The sequence below is a fragment of the Brevundimonas sp. AVps5 genome, assembly GCF_058681515.1.
On sequence record NZ_CM178740.1, the window covers coordinates 259298 to 276279 of the forward strand.

18 protein-coding genes and 1 riboswitch are annotated in these 16982 nt (G+C 68.9%); of the genes, 13 read left to right on the forward strand and 5 right to left on the reverse strand.

Features of this window, described 5'->3' with window-relative positions:
* Positions 1 to 163: 163 nt before the first annotated feature.
* A riboswitch (TPP riboswitch) is annotated at positions 164 to 269 on the reverse strand.
* A 93-nt stretch (positions 270 to 362) separates the two neighbouring features.
* A complete protein-coding gene (locus ACW18A_RS01295; protein WP_492023016.1) occupies positions 363 to 1625 on the forward strand; it encodes a bifunctional alpha/beta hydrolase/OsmC family protein in 1263 nt (420 codons plus the stop codon).
* On the opposite strand, the gene ACW18A_RS01300 is transcribed toward ACW18A_RS01295, so the two are convergent.
* Positions 1613 to 2212 (reverse strand): TetR/AcrR family transcriptional regulator, encoded by a 600-nt coding sequence (locus ACW18A_RS01300; protein ID WP_492023017.1) that lies wholly within the window; start codon positions 2210 to 2212, stop codon positions 1613 to 1615. The two genes, ACW18A_RS01295 and ACW18A_RS01300, sit on opposite strands and share 13 nt — an antisense overlap.
* A gap of 65 nt (positions 2213 to 2277) precedes the next feature.
* Here ACW18A_RS01300 and ACW18A_RS01305 point away from each other — a divergent pair, with 65 nt between their 5' ends.
* The 4 genes from ACW18A_RS01305 (at position 2278) to cuyA (ending at position 4968) form a co-directional block, all read left to right on the forward strand.
* Positions 2278 to 2988 (forward strand): DUF4386 family protein, encoded by a 711-nt coding sequence (locus ACW18A_RS01305; RefSeq protein ID WP_492023018.1) that lies wholly within the window; start codon positions 2278 to 2280, stop codon positions 2986 to 2988.
* Positions 2985 to 3401 (forward strand): DUF4260 domain-containing protein, encoded by a 417-nt coding sequence (locus ACW18A_RS01310; protein WP_492023019.1) that lies wholly within the window; start codon positions 2985 to 2987, stop codon positions 3399 to 3401. The genes ACW18A_RS01305 and ACW18A_RS01310 overlap by 4 nt, the downstream gene beginning before the upstream one ends.
* A 101-nt stretch (positions 3402 to 3502) precedes the next feature.
* Positions 3503 to 3904: a BLUF domain-containing protein gene (locus tag ACW18A_RS01315; protein ID WP_492023020.1), complete on the forward strand. Its 402-nt coding sequence runs from the start codon at positions 3503 to 3505 to the stop codon at positions 3902 to 3904.
* A gap of 62 nt (positions 3905 to 3966) precedes the next feature.
* Positions 3967 to 4968: a D-cysteate sulfo-lyase gene (gene cuyA / locus ACW18A_RS01320; protein ID WP_492023021.1), complete on the forward strand. Its 1002-nt coding sequence runs from the start codon at positions 3967 to 3969 to the stop codon at positions 4966 to 4968.
* On the opposite strand, the gene ACW18A_RS01325 is transcribed toward cuyA, so the two are convergent.
* Positions 4965 to 5744, reverse strand: a complete 780-nt coding sequence (locus tag ACW18A_RS01325) for a hypothetical protein (protein WP_492023022.1) — start codon at positions 5742 to 5744, stop codon at positions 4965 to 4967. The genes cuyA and ACW18A_RS01325 overlap by 4 nt on opposite strands.
* A 276-nt stretch (positions 5745 to 6020) precedes the next feature.
* On the opposite strand from ACW18A_RS01325, the gene cuyB reads away from it, so the two are divergent.
* The 4 genes from cuyB to ACW18A_RS01345 all read left to right on the forward strand — a co-directional run bounded on the left by cuyB (position 6021) and on the right by ACW18A_RS01345 (position 11167).
* Positions 6021 to 6683 carry a cysteate racemase gene (cuyB, locus tag ACW18A_RS01330; protein WP_492023023.1) on the forward strand — a complete coding sequence of 221 codons (663 nt, stop codon included), beginning with the start codon at positions 6021 to 6023 and terminating at the stop codon, positions 6681 to 6683.
* A gap of 145 nt (positions 6684 to 6828) precedes the next feature.
* Positions 6829 to 9276 (forward strand): PhoX family protein, encoded by a 2448-nt coding sequence (locus ACW18A_RS01335; RefSeq protein WP_492023024.1) that lies wholly within the window; start codon positions 6829 to 6831, stop codon positions 9274 to 9276.
* 107 nt (positions 9277 to 9383) lie between these two features.
* The gene (locus ACW18A_RS01340; RefSeq protein WP_492023025.1) at positions 9384 to 10310 is read left to right on the forward strand and encodes a nucleoside hydrolase; all 927 of its coding nucleotides are present in this window, start codon (positions 9384 to 9386) and stop codon (positions 10308 to 10310) included.
* Complete coding sequence (locus tag ACW18A_RS01345; protein WP_492023026.1) at positions 10307 to 11167, forward strand: ribokinase; 861 nt, start codon at positions 10307 to 10309, stop codon at positions 11165 to 11167. Before ACW18A_RS01340 ends, ACW18A_RS01345 begins: the two co-directional genes overlap by 4 nt.
* Here the strand turns inward: ACW18A_RS01345 and ACW18A_RS01350 are convergent.
* Positions 11146 to 11655, reverse strand: coding sequence for a DUF1993 domain-containing protein (locus tag ACW18A_RS01350; RefSeq protein WP_492023027.1), 510 nt, complete (start codon positions 11653 to 11655; stop codon positions 11146 to 11148). The two genes, ACW18A_RS01345 and ACW18A_RS01350, sit on opposite strands and share 22 nt — an antisense overlap.
* Positions 11656 to 11771: 116 nt before the next feature.
* Between ACW18A_RS01350 and ACW18A_RS01355 the strand changes: the two genes are divergently transcribed.
* Positions 11772 to 12389: a hypothetical protein gene (locus ACW18A_RS01355; RefSeq protein WP_492023028.1), complete on the forward strand. Its 618-nt coding sequence runs from the start codon at positions 11772 to 11774 to the stop codon at positions 12387 to 12389.
* Here the strand turns inward: ACW18A_RS01355 and ACW18A_RS01360 are convergent.
* On the reverse strand, positions 12386 to 13519 hold the full coding sequence (locus tag ACW18A_RS01360) for a zinc-dependent alcohol dehydrogenase family protein (RefSeq protein WP_492023029.1): 1134 nt from the start codon (positions 13517 to 13519) through the stop codon (positions 12386 to 12388). The two genes, ACW18A_RS01355 and ACW18A_RS01360, sit on opposite strands and share 4 nt — an antisense overlap.
* 120 nt (positions 13520 to 13639) lie before the next feature.
* Between ACW18A_RS01360 and ACW18A_RS01365 the strand changes: the two genes are divergently transcribed.
* Positions 13640 to 14074 (forward strand): acyl-CoA thioesterase, encoded by a 435-nt coding sequence (locus tag ACW18A_RS01365; RefSeq protein WP_492023030.1) that lies wholly within the window; start codon positions 13640 to 13642, stop codon positions 14072 to 14074.
* Here ACW18A_RS01365 and ACW18A_RS01370 read toward each other — a convergent pair.
* On the reverse strand, positions 14071 to 14259 hold the full coding sequence (locus tag ACW18A_RS01370; RefSeq protein ID WP_492023031.1) for a hypothetical protein: 189 nt from the start codon (positions 14257 to 14259) through the stop codon (positions 14071 to 14073). The genes ACW18A_RS01365 and ACW18A_RS01370 overlap by 4 nt on opposite strands.
* A 169-nt stretch (positions 14260 to 14428) precedes the next feature.
* Here ACW18A_RS01370 and ACW18A_RS01375 point away from each other — a divergent pair, with 169 nt between their 5' ends.
* A complete protein-coding gene (locus ACW18A_RS01375; RefSeq protein ID WP_492023032.1) occupies positions 14429 to 15202 on the forward strand; it encodes a YebC/PmpR family DNA-binding transcriptional regulator in 774 nt (257 codons plus the stop codon).
* A 242-nt stretch (positions 15203 to 15444) separates the two neighbouring features.
* Positions 15445 to 16785, forward strand: a complete 1341-nt coding sequence (locus ACW18A_RS01380) for a hypothetical protein (protein ID WP_492023033.1) — start codon at positions 15445 to 15447, stop codon at positions 16783 to 16785.
* Positions 16786 to 16982 lie beyond the last annotated feature (197 nt).

Here is a 16982-nt window from a genome sequence, read left to right on the forward strand (position 1 = left end):
GCTTCCGCGAGGGGGAGGCTATCGCTCGCGACGCGGTCGCTCGCTGCTTGAGCCTCATCGGCATTCGCTTCTGGCGTGACGTGGATGTTCATGGCGGCCTCTGCGTTTGAGGGTCCGCCGACGTCGGGGTCGGAAGGGTCCTGTCGCCCCCGAAACGAGGCGGTGACCGAGTGTTTCCCATCCCTTCGCCGGCATGACCCGGATCAGGTTCGACGGGTCAGGCGAATACGCCAATCTCAGCCGCTGAGGCGGCTCCCCGGAGAACGGAGCGACGATAGGCCGATCGTGCGCGGTTGGAAACCTTTCGCGGGCGGGCGACGAACAGTCGGGATAGGCTGGCGTCTCAGCCGGGAGGAGCCGCCATGCAGACCGAACCCTTCGACTTTGCCACGCCGGACGGACGAACGGTGCGGGCGCGGCTGGACCGGCCGGACGGACAGGTGCGGGCCTGGGCCCTGTTCGCCCACTGTTTCACCTGCGGGAAGGACAATCTGGCGGCGACGCGGATCTCGAGGGCGCTGGCGGCCGAGGGGGTGGCGACGCTGCGGCTGGACTTCGCCGGGATCGGCGAGAAGGGGGTGGCCGCCATGCCCCAAGGGTTCACCGTAGATGTCGCCGATCTGGTGGCGGCGGGGGCCTGTATGACCGAGCGGGGCTGCGCGCCGGGCCTGCTGGTCGGCCACAGCCTGGGCGGGGCGGCGGCGATCGCGGCGGCGGGCGACATCCCCAGTGTCAAGGCGGTGGCCACCATCGGCGCGCCCTTCGACGTCGCCCATGTGCTGCACCTGCTGGGTCCGGGGGCCGAGACCGTGAAACCCGGCGAGCGCCATGAGGTCAGCGTGGGCGGCCGGCCGGTCTCGGTCGGCGCAGGCTTCGCCGACGACCTGAAGATGCAGGACCAGAAGACGCGGCTGGCGAACCTGAAGCGGGCCCTGCTGGTGCTGCACTCGCCGGTGGACCAGATCGTCGGCATCGAGGAGTCGGCGGGGATCTTCCTGGCCGCGAAACATCCCAAGAGCTTCGTCTCGCTGGATAACGCCGACCACCTGTTGTCGAACCCGAAGGATGCCGCCTATGCGGCCAATGTCATCGCCGCCTGGGCCAGCCGATATCTGGACGTGATGGAGGCCGAGGTCACGACGCCGCCCGCCGACGGGGTGGTGCGGGTGGCCGAGACGGGGGCCGGCAGGTTCCAGGTCAGGGTCGAGGCCGGCGGGGCCATGTTGCTGGCCGACGAGCCGGTCTCGGTGGGCGGCCTGGCCTCGGGGCCAACACCGTATGAGCTGGTCGCGGCCGGACTGGGGGCCTGCACGGTCATGACGCTGCGGCTCTATGCCGAGCGGAAAGGTCTGCCGCTGGAGCGGGCCTCGGTCGAGGTGCGACATGACCGGCAGGCGGGCCAGACGCCGGCGGACGTGTTCGAACGCACCCTGACGCTGGACGGTGCGCTGGACGACGGGCAACGCGCCCGCCTGTTCGAGATCGCCGACAAATGCCCGGTCCACCGCACGCTGGAGGCGGGAGCCCGGGTCGCGACGCGGGCCGACGCCCCGGCCATGCCCGCGCCCTGCGAGGAGGAGCATTTCCGGGAGATGGAAACGGCCTGCGAGGCTCAGCCCGGATAGGCCTCGAGCATCCGGTCGATGGCGGCCTCGATCCGGGTCCAGCCTGCGTCGTCCAGGGTGACGCCCGCGAACCGGTCGCGGGTGGCAGCGGCGAGGGCCAGGTGCTGGATCGCCGCCAGTAAAACGACGTTCAGGGCCACGACGTCGACGCCGGTGGGCAAGGGAATGTCCGGCCGGCGCGAGGCGGTCCAGCGCTGCATCACCGCCGAGCGGGCCGCCTCCAGACGTCTCAGGAGAGGCGTGTCCTGCGACAGTTCCCAGGCGACCAGCCGCAGGATCAACGGGCTCGAGCGCAGGGCAGTCAGATAGGCCATCAGCATCTCGCGCGCGAACAGGCGATAGCTGGTGGCGCGGGTCGGGGGCTGGGCGGCGAGCGTCTCGCCCAGCCACATATCCAGCCGGCCGGCCAGGCGTTCGACCACCCCCTCCACGCCCTCGAAATAGCGATAGATCAATTTGCGATCGACCCCGGCCTCGGCCGCCAGGGTGTTGACGTTCAGACTGGTCCAGCCGTCGCGGAGCAACAACGTTTCGGCGGCCGTGACGATGGCGGCTTCGGTTCCGGAGCGGTCGCGGGAGCGAATCACAGGTGCGCTTGACATGTCTCACATATGAGACATATACCGATGTCACACAACTGGGACAAAACGACATGCTCGATGTGAAACGAAAGGCCGGGGCGGCGATGATCGCGTTCGCCGTGGCGGCGAACATCCCCTTCGCCCTGCTGGTCGACCGGTTCGGCTATGACGACGTGCTGCGCGGGCCGCCGCTCGACGTGCTGCGGGCGTTCGAGGCGGGCGGGCCGGAGTTGATCCTGATCTGGCTCGCCTTCGCCTTCTGCGCCCTTGCCTTCCTCTGGGTCTCGGCCTGGACGGGCGACGCGGTCAGGACGGGCGGCGGGCGGTGGCCGGCCTGGGCCGCGACGGCCGGAGCGGCCTCTGCGGTGGTCCAGGCGGCGGGGTTGTCGCGCTGGGTGTTCGTCGTGCCGGGGCTGGCCGATCGGGGGCTGCACGGTGATGCGCTGTCATCGGCCGGAGCAGTCGCGGTCTATGAGGCGCTCAACCAGTTCGCAGGCGTGGCCATCGGCGAATGGCTGGGCCAGACTCTGCTGGCCGCCTGGACCCTGGCGATGGGGCTGGCTCTGGTGCGCGGGCCGCTGGCGCGAGGACTCTGGACCCGCCTTCTGGGTACCGCCGCCCTGATCCTCGCCCCGCTCTGGATCGTCGGACACATCGAACTGCTGGCCACGGCCAGTCCCGCCTTCCCCGATTTTCAGATCGCGCAATGGGTCTTCACGGGCTGGCTGATCTGGCTTTTGACGCTCGGGATCACCTGGACCGTTCAGGGAGAGACAAAATGACGACCCCCATCCCGCAAAGCAGCGGCGGCGTTCGCGGCTGGCCGATGCTGCTTCTGAGGCTGGAAGGCCTCGGCACCCTGGCCCTGTGCGCCTTCCTGTACCACCAGACCGGCCTGTCCTGGTGGTGGTTCGCCGGACTGTTCCTGGCCCCCGACCTGTCGTTCCTGGCCTATCTGTTCGGGCGCGGCGTCGGGACGGTGGCCTATAATGCGACACACACACAGATTGGACCGCTGGCGCTGGCAGGCGTGGGGTTGACGGTCCTGCCCGCGGCCCTGCCGTTCGCACTGATCTGGGGCGCGCATGTCGGCTTCGACCGGCTGGTCGGCTACGGGCTGAAATACGGCTCCAGCTTCAACCACACCCATATGGGGCCGGTCGGCATGGTGGCGAAAGCCGGCCCCGTCAGATAGCGGTGCCGCAGGGATGCAACTGAATGAGGCTGCCAGTCATTCTCCGGGGGTGGGGCCTTTGCGACCGCCACACTGTTTGATTGCGGAAGAGGCGGCGTTGAATGTCCAGGCTGGAACGGCTGATCTATGGGAGCACGGCCACGGGCCGGACCGACAACCTGATGAACCTGGTCGCCATCCTGGCGGAGTCGCAGAGGAACAATGACCGCGACGGCCTGACCGGGGCCCTGGCCGCGCATGAGGGTCGCTACATCCAGGTGATCGAGGGGCCGTCCGACGCGCTCGATGGCCTCCTTCGGCGGCTGGCGAGCGACAACCGCCATCGCGATATCGTCGTCTTCGGCCGCGAAGCGGCGGAGGCGCGGGTGTTCAGCGGCTGGGGCATGGCCAGCGCCCGGATCACGCCGGCCGTGAAAGGCCTGCTGGATGATCTGATGGCCGACCAGACGCCGTCTCCAGCCCGGACTCTGGCGGTCATGCACGAGGCTGTCGCGGCCGCCTGAGGCCGTCTCGCACCCATCCGGCGACGGTGTTAGGGAGGGCGGGAACCCGAAAGGCCGACCCCATGCATCTCGCCCGTTTTCCCCGTGTGCGCCTCGCCCATCTGCCGACCCCGCTGGAGCCCGCGCCGGGCCTGTCGCAGGCGCTGGGCATCGACCTGTGGATCAAGCGCGACGACTGCACCGGTCTGGCGGGCGGGGGCAACAAGACGCGCAAGCTCGAATTCCTGCTGGGCGACGCCTTCGAACAGGACGCCGACACCCTGGTGACCCAGGGCGCGGTGCAGTCGAACCATGTGCGCCAGACGGCGGCGGCCGCGGCGACCATGGGGCTGAAGTGCGAGGTGATCCTGGAGGAGCGGACCGGGTCGAAGGCGATCGACTATGTCCACAACGGCAATGTCCTGATGGACCGGCTGTTCGGTGCGGTGATCCGCACCGTGCCCGGAGGTTCGGACATGCCGGCCGAGCTGGAGAAGACCGCAGCGGAGATCCGGGCGCGCGGCGGTAAGCCCTATGTCATCCCCGGCGGCGGCTCGAACCCGATCGGGGCCCTGGGCTATGTCGACTGCGCGCGCGAGATCGTGATCCAGGCCGATGAGCTGGACCTCGCCATCGACCGGATCGTGACAGCGACGGGCAGCGCGGGGACGCATGCCGGTCTGGTCGCCGGGCTGGCGGTGATGGGCGCGGACATCCCGGTGCTGGGCATCGGGGTGCGGGCCCCGAAGGACAGGCAGGAAGCCAATGTCCTGAAGCTTGCAAAGGAAACCGCCGCCCTGCTGGGTCATCCGGACCGGGTGACGGACGGGATGGTGGTAGCCGACTGCGACTATGTCGGTGCCGGCTACGGTCTGATCGACCAGGGTGTGGCCGACGCCCTGATGCTGGCGGCCCGGACCGACGGGATCGTGCTGGACCCTGTCTACAGCGCCAAGGCGATGAAGGGGCTGATCGCGCTGGCGAAGGCCGGCCGGTTCGAGGGCGAACGGGTCGTGTTCCTGCACACCGGCGGGGCCCAGGGCCTGTTCGGCTATCAGGGCGAGCTGGACGCGATGCTGGCCTAACCGGCCGGAGGCGGCGGGCCGGGCGGCGGCGGGAAGTCCAGCGGGGCGACGGCGGCACCGGGTGAGCCGGCGACGACCGCGTCATAGAAGGCAGTGCCGAGCGGCGAGAAGGTGATGGCTTCGATCGCGATGATCATCGCCACCTGGACACCGAAGCCCCAGACCCAGGCCGGGTGAATCCGGCCGGTCTTTCGCAGATCGATGATCATGCCGATGACCGGAAACAGCAGGGTGACGGCGGCGGTCGCCTCCCACGCCCAGGGGACCAGCAGCGGGACCGGCAGAAGCCTGCCGACGCCCGGTCCCATCAGGATGGCCATGGCGGAATAGTGCAGGCGGCGGTGCCAGTCGGTCGATCGGCGAAGCGCAACCGCCGCTATGGTCAGTCCGACGAAGGCGACGAGCGAAAGGGGATCGAAGACCAGGAACTGCAGGGGACGGAAGAAGAAGGGCACAGTCCCCTGGCGGACCATGGCCTCGGTGACCAGCCAGCCCAGGACCAGCATGGGGACCAGCCAGACGGTGGCCAGCCACCCGAGCGGCCGGTGCCAGCGCACCTGACCCGTGGCGATCAGAAGATTCTGGAGAAGGAAGATGACCAGCCAGCCCATGAAGACGACGGCATGGGCGTGGACCATCAGCGGGGCGTCGAAGCTGGAGCGCCCGGTCGCCAGCTGGACCACAAACCCGGCCACCACGATCAGCACCATGGCGATGGCCAGGCCGGGGAAGACGCGGTCTCCGCTCCGTGCACGCCCGGTATTTGCTGTTGTCATGACCACCCCCCGATGTTCGAGACCGACCTTATCGCTCGCGACGGGGATTTCAATGTCGGATAGCGACGGGATGCGAAGATCGGCCGGGCCCTCGCCGTTCCCGAGGTGTGACAGCCGGCCGTGTCGACGGGCTGTGACCGCCCGCGCTGGCGCTTTCCCGGTTTGGCGCTAACAGACGTAAGACCGGCTTCGGGCCGGGACTGGCCCGGCGAACCCGGGCACGCAGGCTCCGGCTCCGGACATCGGGACCGGCAGGATCAGGGAGACGACGGCGCGATGAAGACTCTGGGGGTTCTCGGCGGCATGGGGCCCGCCGCGACGGTGGCGTTCCTGGCGCGGGTGCAGGCGCTGACGCCGGCTGAGGGCGACGCGGATCATATCCGGGTCGTCATGGACATGAACCCGCAGGTGCCGGACCGGAACACCCGGCCGGGCGAGGCCGAGGCCGAACTGGGCCGGATGGCGGAACGGCTGAAGGCGGCAGGGGCGCAGGTTCTGGCCATGCCCTGCAACACGGCCCACGCGCAGAAGCCGGGGATCGTGGCGGCGGGCCTGCCCTTCATCGACATGATCGCCGCGACCGTCGCAGCGGCCAAGGGGTATGACGCGCGCAGCATCGGCATCCTGGCCACGCCGGGCGGGGAGGCGCTGTACGTCTCGGCCCTGACGGCGGCCGGGGTGAAGCCGGTGGTTCTGCAGGGCGAGGATCGGGCCGCCTTCATGGCCTGCGTCTACGGGGTGAAGCGCGGTGACGTCGGTGTGGACAATCGCGCCGAGATGGCGCGGCTGGCCGAGGCGCTCAACGTCGCGGGTGCCGATGCCGTGATTGCGGGGTGTACGGAGGTTCCCCTGCTGCTCGACGCAGCCGATGTGTCTGTTCCGCTTGTCGATTCAGCAGAGGTCCTGGCCAAAGCCTGCGTCAGGGCCTGCATCGACTGATCAGTTGCATGATCCGGTCGCGGATAGGCTGTAATCGTTCTGTGTTGTGCGACTTGATCGCAATATAAAACGGCAATATTTCGGACACGAACTTCACAAGCACGGCCGTTACCGCTGCGCTCCAACACTTTTGGGGAGCACCACCATGTCCGAGATCCATCTGACCGGCAGTCACGACGACGGCGACTTCGAGCTGAACACCTCGTCCAACCCGACCTTCGGGTCGATCCTCGAGGAGCGCCAGTCGCGCCGCACGATCATGGGCGGCATGGCCTCGGTCGCCGCCCTGTTTGGTCTCGCCGGCTGCAAGGACGACAGCGAACAGCCGAAGTCGGACGCCACCGTTTCGGCCGGCTCCTCGGGTGCCACGACCTCGGGCAAGACCGTGAGCCTGACGGGCACGGCGACCGGTTCGACCGGTGTGCTCTGGACCCAGGTCTCGGGGCCGACGGTTGTCCTGACGGGTGCCAACAGCAATACCGCAAGCTTCACCGCGCCCAGCGTGACCGCCGCCACGCCGCTGGTGTTCGCGTTCAACGCTCCGGGTTCGAACAACATCATCGCTACGGCGCAGACGACGGTGACCGTCAGCCCGGCGGTCCTGGGCTTCAACGCCGTGGCCAAGAACCTGCTGGACGTCGTCACGGTTCCGGCCGGCTATTCGGTTTCGGTCCTGTACCGGCTCGGCGACCCGATCAACGCGGCGACGCCCGCCTATGCCAACAACGGCACGGACACCAACTTCGCCGGCCGCGCGGGCGACCACCACGACGCCCTGTATTTCTTCGGCCTCGGCGCCACGACCGGCCTGCGTGACGACAACTCCTCGGCGCGCGGCCTTCTGGCCATGAACCACGAGAACATCACGGCCGCCTATCTGCACCCGAACGGCCCGACCTCGGTCGGCGGCGTCCGTCCGGAAGCCGAGGCCATCAAGGAGATCGAAGCCCACGGCGTGGCCGTGATCGAGGTTCTGAAGGGAACGTCGGGCTGGAACTACGTCCAGAACTCGACCTTCAACCGCCGTATCACCCCGAACACGCCGATGGACATTCGCGGCCCGGCCCGCGGCGACGCGCAGATGCACACCGTCTTCTCGCCGACGGGCGTGGCCGGTCGCGGCACCGTCAACAACTGCGCCAATGGCTATACGCCCTGGGGCTCCTACCTGACCTGCGAAGAGAACTGGGCCGGCTATTTCCGTCGTTCGTCGACGGACAATGCCGCCCGCCCGGCCAAACAGGTCGTCGCCCTGAACCGCTACGGCATGGCGCAGGGTGCCGGCGGCGCGAACAACTGGGCCTCGGTGGTTCCGGCCGTCGCCGGTTCGACCGTGTTCGCCAAGTGGAACGCCTCGGTCCTGTCCGCCGATGCGACCGGCGACTTCCGCAATGAAGCCAACCAGTACGGCTGGGTCGTCGAGATCGATCCCTATGACGCCGCCTCGACGCCGAGGAAGCGCACGGCGCTCGGTCGCATGGGCCACGAGGGCGCCTGGCCCGCCAACTTCGTCGCCGGCCGCCGTCCGGTCTTCTACATGGGCGACGATTCGCGGGGCGAGTATTTCTACAAGTTCGTCTCGGCCACGGCCTGGGTCGCTGCCGACGCGCAGAGCGCCGACCGCCTGTCGATCGGCGACAAATATCTGGACAACGGCACCCTCTATGTCGCGCGCTACGACGCGACCGGAAACGGCGTGTGGCTGCCTCTGGTGTTCGGTACCGGTGCCGTCACAGCCGCCAACCCGGCCTATGCCTTCGCCAACCAGGCCGATGTGCTGATCAATGCCCGTCTGGCCGCCGACGCCGTCGGTGCGACCAAGATGGACCGTCCGGAATGGGCCGCGGTCAACCCGGTGAACGGCGAGGTCTATCTGACCCTGACCAACACCAATGCCGCCAACCGCCCGCTGGCCGGCACGGACGCCGCCAACCCGCGCCACTACAATGACCCGCGCGGCGCCACGAACACGGCCCAGTTCGGCAACCCGAACGGCCACATCATCCGTCTGCGCGAGACGGGCGACAATCCGGAGGCGACCACCTTCCAGTGGGACATCTACGCCTTCGGCGCCGACTCGGACCTGAACGCGGCCAACATCAACCTGTCGGGCCTGGACGCGACCAACGACTTCTCGTCGCCGGACGGCCTGTGGTTCGGCCGCCCGCAGAACGCCTCGGGCCTGGTCAATCCGCTGCTGTGGATCCAGACCGATGACGGTGCCTTCGTCGACAAGAGCAACTGCATGATGCTGGTGGCTCAACCGGGCAACGTCGGCGACGGCGGTGCCCGGACGATCACCAACACCGACGCCTCGGGCGCCACCCGGACCCAGTCGACCTTCGTCGGCAAGGCGCCGGGCATGAGCCTGCGTCGCTTCCTGGTCGGGCCGAAGGAATGCGAACTGACCGGCATCGACTCGACGCCGGACGGCAAGACCATCTTCGTCAACATCCAGCACCCGGGCGAGAATGGTTCGGCGGCGACGCCGTCGTCGTTCTGGCCCGCCAGCCAGACCGGCGGCACGGGCTCGCGCCCGCGCTCGGCGACGATCGTGATCACCAAGGACGACGGCGGCGTGGTCGGCCTGTAGGTCCTGCCTTCATCGCCCGAGACAGGGGGCGCGCCGGCGACGGCGCGCCCTTTTTCGTTGCGGGGATGCGCGACCCGCCGCATTCAGGGCGGGTGAAAAGACAGAATTTGATCATCGACTGCGACCCGGGCGTGGACGACGCGGTGGGGCTGTTGCTGGCCTTCGCCTCGCCGGAGCTGGACCTTCTGGCCATTACGACGGTCGGCGGAAACGTACCGGTCGAGAAGACGACGCGGAACGCGCGGATCATCCGGCAGGTCGCGGGGCGTGAGGATGTGCCGGTATTTGCCGGCGCGGCGCGGCCGCTCAAGCGCGAACCGGCCGGTGCCGGGGAGTTCCACGGGGCCGAGGGTCTGGGCGATCTGGAAGCGGTCGAACCCCATGCTCCGGCGGCGGAGGGTTCGGCGGTCGAGGCCATGGTGCGGATCGTGATGGCGGCACCCGAAAAGACGGTGGCCCTGGCCGTCATGGGGCCGATGACCAATCTCGCCCTGGCGCTGCGGGCCGAGCCCCGGCTGGCCGAGCGGCTCGGGCCGGTGGTGGTCATGGGCGGGGCGCGGTCGGAGGGGGGCAATATCACCCCGTCGGCCGAGTTCAACATCTGGGCCGATCCGGACGCGGCGGCGGAGGTGTTCGCCAGTGGCTGCGAGATGGTCGTGTTCGGGCTGGACGCGACGCATCAGGTTCGGGCGACCGAGGAGCGGATCCGGGCGCTGGAGGCGATCGACATCGGGTCGGCGCTGACCGCGGCGGCGATGGTGCGGTTCTCGCAGCGGATCGAGCGCGACATCGTCGGCTGGGAGGCTGCGCCCCTGCATGATCCGTGTACGGTAGCCTGGCTGCTGAAGCCCGAACTGTTCCGGCTGACGCCCTGCCGGATCGAGGTGGAGACCGACAGCGCCCTGACGCGCGGCCATACGGCGGTCGAGTTCCGGGTCGACCCGGCGAGCGCCCGGCATCTGTGGGCGGTCGAGGCGGACGGGCAGGGGGTGTTCGATCTGATCGCCGGGCGGCTGGGGGGCACCGGCCAATGACCATCACCGTGGTCGGATCGATCAACCTGGACCTGGTGGCCTCGGCGCCGTCGCTGCCGGCGGCGGGAGAGACGGTGACAGGGGCGACCCTGGCGCGGCATCCGGGCGGCAAGGGCGCGAACCAGGCGCTGGCGGCCCGGAAACTGGGGGCCGGGGTCACTCTGATCGGACGGGTCGGCGACGACGCCATGGCGCAGGAGGCGCTGGCCCTGATGGGGGCGTTCGGGGTCGATCTGTCGGGGGTCGAGGTCGATATCGCGGCCCCGACGGGGGTGGCCCTGATCGCGGTCGATCCGTCGGGCGAGAACCAGATCGTGGTGGCGGCGGGGGCGAACCATCGGGTCACGCCGGAACAGCTGCCCGTCCGGATCGAAAGCCCGCTGATCGTGCAGCTGGAGCTGCCGATCGAGACGGTGGAGGCGGCAGTGGGCCGGGCGGTCGGGTTCGTCTGCGCCAACCTGGCCCCCGCCGCGCCGGTGTCGGAGGCCCTGCTGGGGCGCTGCGACCTGATCGTCGTCAACGAGGGGGAGGCGGCCTTCTACGGCGACCTGCTGCACCGGGGCAGGGGTCGGGTGGTGATCACCCGGGGCGCGCGCGGGGCCGAGATGTATCACCGGGGCGTCCAGATGGCCCGGGCTACGCCGCCGGCGGTGGTCGCCATCGACGCGACCGGGGCGGGCGACGCCTTCGTCGGCGCAATCGTGGTCGCCCTGCTGGAGGGGATGGAGCCCGAGGATGCGCTGACCTTCGCCTGCGCCGCCGGGGCGCTGGCAGCGACGCGGGCCGGGGCCCAGACGTCGCTGCCGACCCGCGAAGAGGTCGAGGCGCTGTCAGCTCAGGCCGGAGCGCCCATATAGTCGCGCTTGCCGATCGGCACGCCGGCCCCGCGCAGCAGGTCGTAGGCGGTGGTCAGGTGGAAGTAGAAATTCGGCATGGCGAAGCCGGTGACATAGGGCTGGCCGAGAAACTTCATCTCGCCGCCGGGGAAGGTCAGCGTCACCTCCTTGTCCTCCTGGCCGTCGATCTTGTCGCGCGGCACCGAGGCCAGATAGGCCAGGGTGTCGGCGATCCGCTGCTGCAGTTCGGCGATGGTCGTCTCACTGTCGTCGTTGACCGGGGCGGCGACGCCGGACAGGCGGGCGACGCACAGTTTCGGGCTGTCGCAGGCGGTCTGAACCTGTTTCACCAGGGGGTTCATGTCGTCGATGATGCGCAGCGACAGCCAGGAGTCCGGATCGACACCTGTTTCCGTCCCATGGGCGACGGCCTTGTCGAGCAGGCCGGACAGGGCGCGCAGGCCACGCGAGAAGGGCGTGACGGTCAGGTCGTAGAGTTCAGTCGCCATGTGTCAGTTTCCTTTGAGTACTTTGTGTGCATCTAGCCTTGCCCCGGACGTTTGTCACGCCTTGGCGAAGCGGTGTCCCAAGGCCTAGGGTCGGACGGCCGTCGGGGGGACGGTGAGTGAGAGACGACCTTATGATCCGCACCCTGTCTGTCGTCACCCTCGCGCTGACGCTCGCCGCCTGTCAGCCCTCGGGTCAGGGCGAAGCCGCGCCGGCGGGGCAGGCGACCCTGCCCTCGGGCGATGCCATGCCGGCGACCTATGACTGGCATTTCGTGGCGCACGGCGGGTCGGGCGAACTGGACTTCGGTGATGGCGACTGGGCCGAGGGGGTCAGCGTCTTCACCCTGTCCTGCCTGCCGGATTCGAAGACGGTGCAGATGACCTGGGGCTATGAGAAAGAAGCCGTGCTGACCTCGGGCACGGCGACCGGGACCTTCCAGCCCGCAACGTCCGTACCGACCGACCATCCCGTGATCACCGCCCTGAAGGCCAGCGGCGCCATCGACGTGGGTCTGGGCGGCACCGACATGCGGCTGGTCGCCAGGGATTCGGGCAAGGGTGCGATCGCCGCCTTCTTCGACTATTGCGACACGGGCAAGGACCCGAACCATTCCGTCGAGGCGGCCGAGGCCGAGGACGCGGCCATCGCGGCGGCGGCTGCCGCGCCCGCTGCGGAAGCGACCCCGGCGGTCGAGGGTCCCGCGGTTCCAGCGGTCGAAGTGCCCAAAACCTAGAAGGTCACCACCAGCCGGACGACCTCGCCGGCGTGGAGCCGGTCGAAGCCCGCGTTGATGTCCTCGAGCGCAATGGTCCCGCTCATCAACCGGTCCACGGGCAGGCGGCCCTGACGGTAGAGGGCGACATAGCGGGGGAGGTCGCGGCCAGGCACGCAGGTTCCGATGTAGGAGCCCTTCAGCGTGCGCTCCTCCCCGACGAGTGAGACGACATTGACCGGCAGGGCGGCGTCGGGCGGCGGCAGGCCGGCGGTAATGGTCGTGCCGCCGCGACGGGTCATCTTCCACGCGGCCTCGAGCGCGCGGACCGAGCCGGCCATTTCGAAGACGAAGTCGCCGCCGCCGTGGGTCAGGGCGCGGACCTGATCGACGGCGTCGGAGTCGGCGGCGTTGACGGTCTGGACAGGACCGAGGGTACGGGCCAGGGCCAGCTTGTCTTCGGACAGGTCCACGGCGATCACCGGCGAGGCACCGGAGGCCAGGGCACCGAGCACGCTGGCGAGACCGACGCCGCCCAGACCCACGATGACCGCGCTCTGGCCCGCCTTGATCCGGGCCGTGTTCACCACGGCACCGACGCCCGTCAGGACCGCACAGCCGAACAGGGCGGCCTCGGCGAAGCTGAGGGCCGGATCGATCTTCACCAGCGAGCGGCGTGAGACCACGGCGCGCTCGGCGAAGGCGGAGCAGCCGAGGTGGTGGTTGAGGGCTTGGTCGTGGTGATGAATGCGTCTGCCGCCGGTCAGGAGCTCGCCCTTGCCATTGGCGGCGGCCCCGGGTTCGCACAGGGCCGGACGACCCTCCGCGCACGGATTGCAGTGGCCGCAGGAGGGCATGAAGACCATGACGACGTGGTCGCCGACGGCCAGGTCGGTGACGCCCTGGCCCAGTTCCTCGACCACGCCGGCGGCCTCATGACCCAGGGCCATCGGCATCGGCCGGGGCCGGTCGCCGTTGATGACGCTGAGGTCCGAGTGGCACAGGCCCGCGGCCTTGATGGCGACCCGGACTTCTCCGGGACCGGGCGGGTCCAGGCTCACGGTCTCGATCGAGAGGGGACGGCTGTCGGCGTAGGGGCGGGCGGCACCCATGGCGCGCAGGACGGCAGCGCGGGTGGTGGTCCGGGTCATGAGCAGCCTCGTCGGAAACGCGCGGGTGAACTTCGATAGGCGCTTGACGCGGCGGAGGCCAAGCCCGAGCGTCACGTCAGGATCGGCGATCAAGCCGGCGCTTCGAGGGACGAAAACAGAATGCCGAAACGCGACGAGGGGCCGCTGGCCGACCGGGCGACCTACAAGGCCTACCATACGGTCTCGACGCGCTGGGCGGACAACGACCAGTACGGTCATATCAACAACGCCAAATTCTACGAGTTCGTCGATTCGGCTGTGAACGCCCACCTGATCATCGGCGGGGCGCTGAAGGAATCGATCGGCCTCGTGGTCGATTCAGGCTGCCGCTACACCTCTTCGCTGGCTTTCCCGGACGTCATCGAGGTGGGAATCAAGGTCGATCACATCGGCACGTCGAGCGTGAAATACGGCTTTGCCGTCTTCCGCCGGGGCATGGCCGAGCCGGCCGCCATCGGCCATTTCGTGCACGTCTACGTCGACACCGAGACGCGCCGGCCCAAGCCGTTGCCGGCGGTGCTGCGCGGCGTGGTGGAGAACCTCAGGGCGGGCTAGTTTTCGTCCATGTAGCCCAGCAGGGCCAGGGCGCCGACGGCGGTCAGGACGCCCAGGGCGAAGGCGGCGACGATGGAGCCGGTGGCGACGGCCGTGGAGACGGTCACCGGCCGGCTCTCGTACCATTCGACGATGTCGGCCTCGTCCTCGGTCTGTTCGTCGAAATAGACGTCTTCGGCTTGCATGGAAGGCTCCGGGAGGTTCGATCCCTCAACCCGTCCCGAGCGTTGCGGTTCCCGCCCCTAGCCGTGACAGGCGCGCGACCATGGGCTAGACGCCCGATCACCCAACACCGAACGCGCTCAAGCCGCAAGCGACCGCATCGCTCGCGTCAGCGCCCTTCAAGAGACCAAGATGGCCGGCCATTCCAAGTTCAAGAACATCATGCACCGCAAGGGACGCGCCGACGCGTCCCGCTCCAAACTGTTCTCCAAGCTGTCGCGCGACATCACCGTGGCGGCCAAGTCGGGCATGCCCGACGTCGCCCTGAACCCGCGCCTGCGTCTGGCGGTCAACAACGCCAAGGCCGAAAGCCTGCCCAAGGACGTGATCCAGCGCGCCATCAACAAGGCCGCCGGCGGCGACGTCGATACGATGGAAGAGGTCCGCTATGAGGGCCGGGGTCCCGGCGGCGTCGGCATCATCGTCGAGGCCCTGACCGATAACCGCAACCGCGCCAACTCCAACATCGGCACGGCGTTCAAGAAGAACGGCGGGGCGCTGGGCGAGATGAACTCGGTCGCCTTCATGTGGGACAAGGTCGGCAAGATCACCTACCCCGCCGAGGCCGGGACCGAGGACGCCGTGATGGAGGCCGCCATCGAGGCGGGCGCCCAGGACGTCGAGAGCGATCTGGTCAAGCCGGACATCTACGAGGACGCGCCGGGTCACACGATCTGGACCGCCTTCGAGGACCTGAACGAGGTGGCCGAGGCCATGTCCAGGATCCTGGGCGACGCAAAGTCCACCGCCATCGTCTGGAAGCCCCAGACTGAGGTGCCTGTGACCGGCGAGCATGTCGGGACGCTGATGCGGCTGCTCGACGCTCTGGACGCCGAGGACGACGTCTCGATGGTCTATTCGAACGAGGACATCTCCGACGAAGAGATGGCGAAGTTCGCGGGCTGACCGACGTCCGCCTTCGGGCGACGGACGCCCCGGCTGATCGAGGACGCCCTCTCCGGGTCGCGGTCAGCTGCGGGCATTCGCTTCACAGCGGGTGGATCGCCCCACAGGGAAGGGAACCGCACAGGAATCCCGGTATCGACTCGTTCGGCGACGGCCATTAATCTTTCTGAACGGGAAGGGGTGGGCGGTTCGATTCGAGCCCGCCGCCATCAGGCTCCAGCCGCCCGTCAGCGGGGAATGACATGACGGTATTGTCGAGGATCGATCGGGTTCTGTCGCGGAACAGCAAGGCTCAAGGCCTCGCATCGTCGGTCGAGGCGCGCGAGAGCGGTGACGCCGCCGGCGTCATCGGCGAACGCTTTGAAACCATTCAGGACAGCCTCGACCAGCTGTCGGACATGGCGCGCCGGTTCGGGACCTTCGAGAGCCTGCTGGGCCAGTTGCGCGAGCCGCTGGAAGCCGAGTTCAAGTCGCGCCGGGACGGCCATGTCGAACTGATCAACCTGCGCGCCGCGAACATCGATTCGGTCGGACGTCTGGACGATCTGAGCGCTGAGGCGCGCCGCCTCGGAGACGCCCTGGCCGAGAGCGAGGCCCGCGCCGACGAACTGTCCGCACGGCTGGGCGAACAGACCGCGACCTCCCAGGAAGCGCGCGTCGAGGCCGACCGTCTGCGCAGCGAATTGTCGGTGGCGACCGGAAAGATCGAGGCGCTGGAGACCGCCGATCGCGCATCCGGCCAGCGCATCAAGGAACTGGAGCAGGACCAGGACGCCCTGCGCACCCAGCTGAAACAGGCCGAGACCCTGAGGGCCGAGTCCGAGAACGGCCGCGCCCAGATCCAGCGTGACCACGCCCTGGCGTCCGAAGAAAACACCGTCCTTCGTCGCCGCGTCGACGAGGTATCGGCCGAGATCGCCGCCCTTGCCCGCGTCTCGGCAGCCAGCGAAGGCCAGCTGGCGACCGAACGCGCCCGCGCAGCCTCGGAACAGAGCGAGGCGTCCCGGTCCCTGAGGGCGTTCGAGAACCAGACCGAAACCGCGCGCGCCGAGATCGCCTCCCTGACCTCGCGGCTCGACACGGCCACGGCCCGCGCCAACGGGCTGGAGGTGCTGAACACCGAACAGGCCTCGCGTCTGAGCGAGCTGCAGGCCGGGTCGCATGGAGCGGAGCGCAAGGGGGAACAGCTGCAGATCAGCCTGGACCGCGCCATGGAGCGGATCCGGGGTCTGGAGGCCGAGACCGAGGATACGCGCCAGCGGCTGGCCGGGATGGAAGTGGCCCGTCTGGCCGCCGTCGACCGCGCCGAGACCCTGGCCAAGGCGGCCTCCACCCACGAGAAGGCCATCGCCCGCGCCGAGGACCGGATGCTGAAGATCCAGGCCAAGCTGACCGCCGTTCAGGACGAGCATCAGGCCAGGGCCCAGATTATGAGCCAGCAGACCACGGCCCTGCGCGCCGAGCTGGAAGGCGTCCGCGCCGAAGCCGCGATGTCGGCGGCGGCTCTCGAAGCGGCCCGTCGCGAGCGCGGCGGTCGGCCGATGTCCTCCGAAGGCGGATCGGTCCAGCCTATCATCGGCTGAGGCCCCAGGCGGAACCGTGGGCCAAGCCCGGGTCAGACCGTGCCCGGCCTGAAGGACCTCCGTCCCATGGAGATCGCCCGGCTGATTCTCGACGATCACGCCGCCGCTATGAGCCGGTCGCGGCCGCCGAGGCCGATCACATCAAGGGTGTGAAGCCGGTGAACATGGACCCTGAAGCCTGTATCGAGGCCAACGGC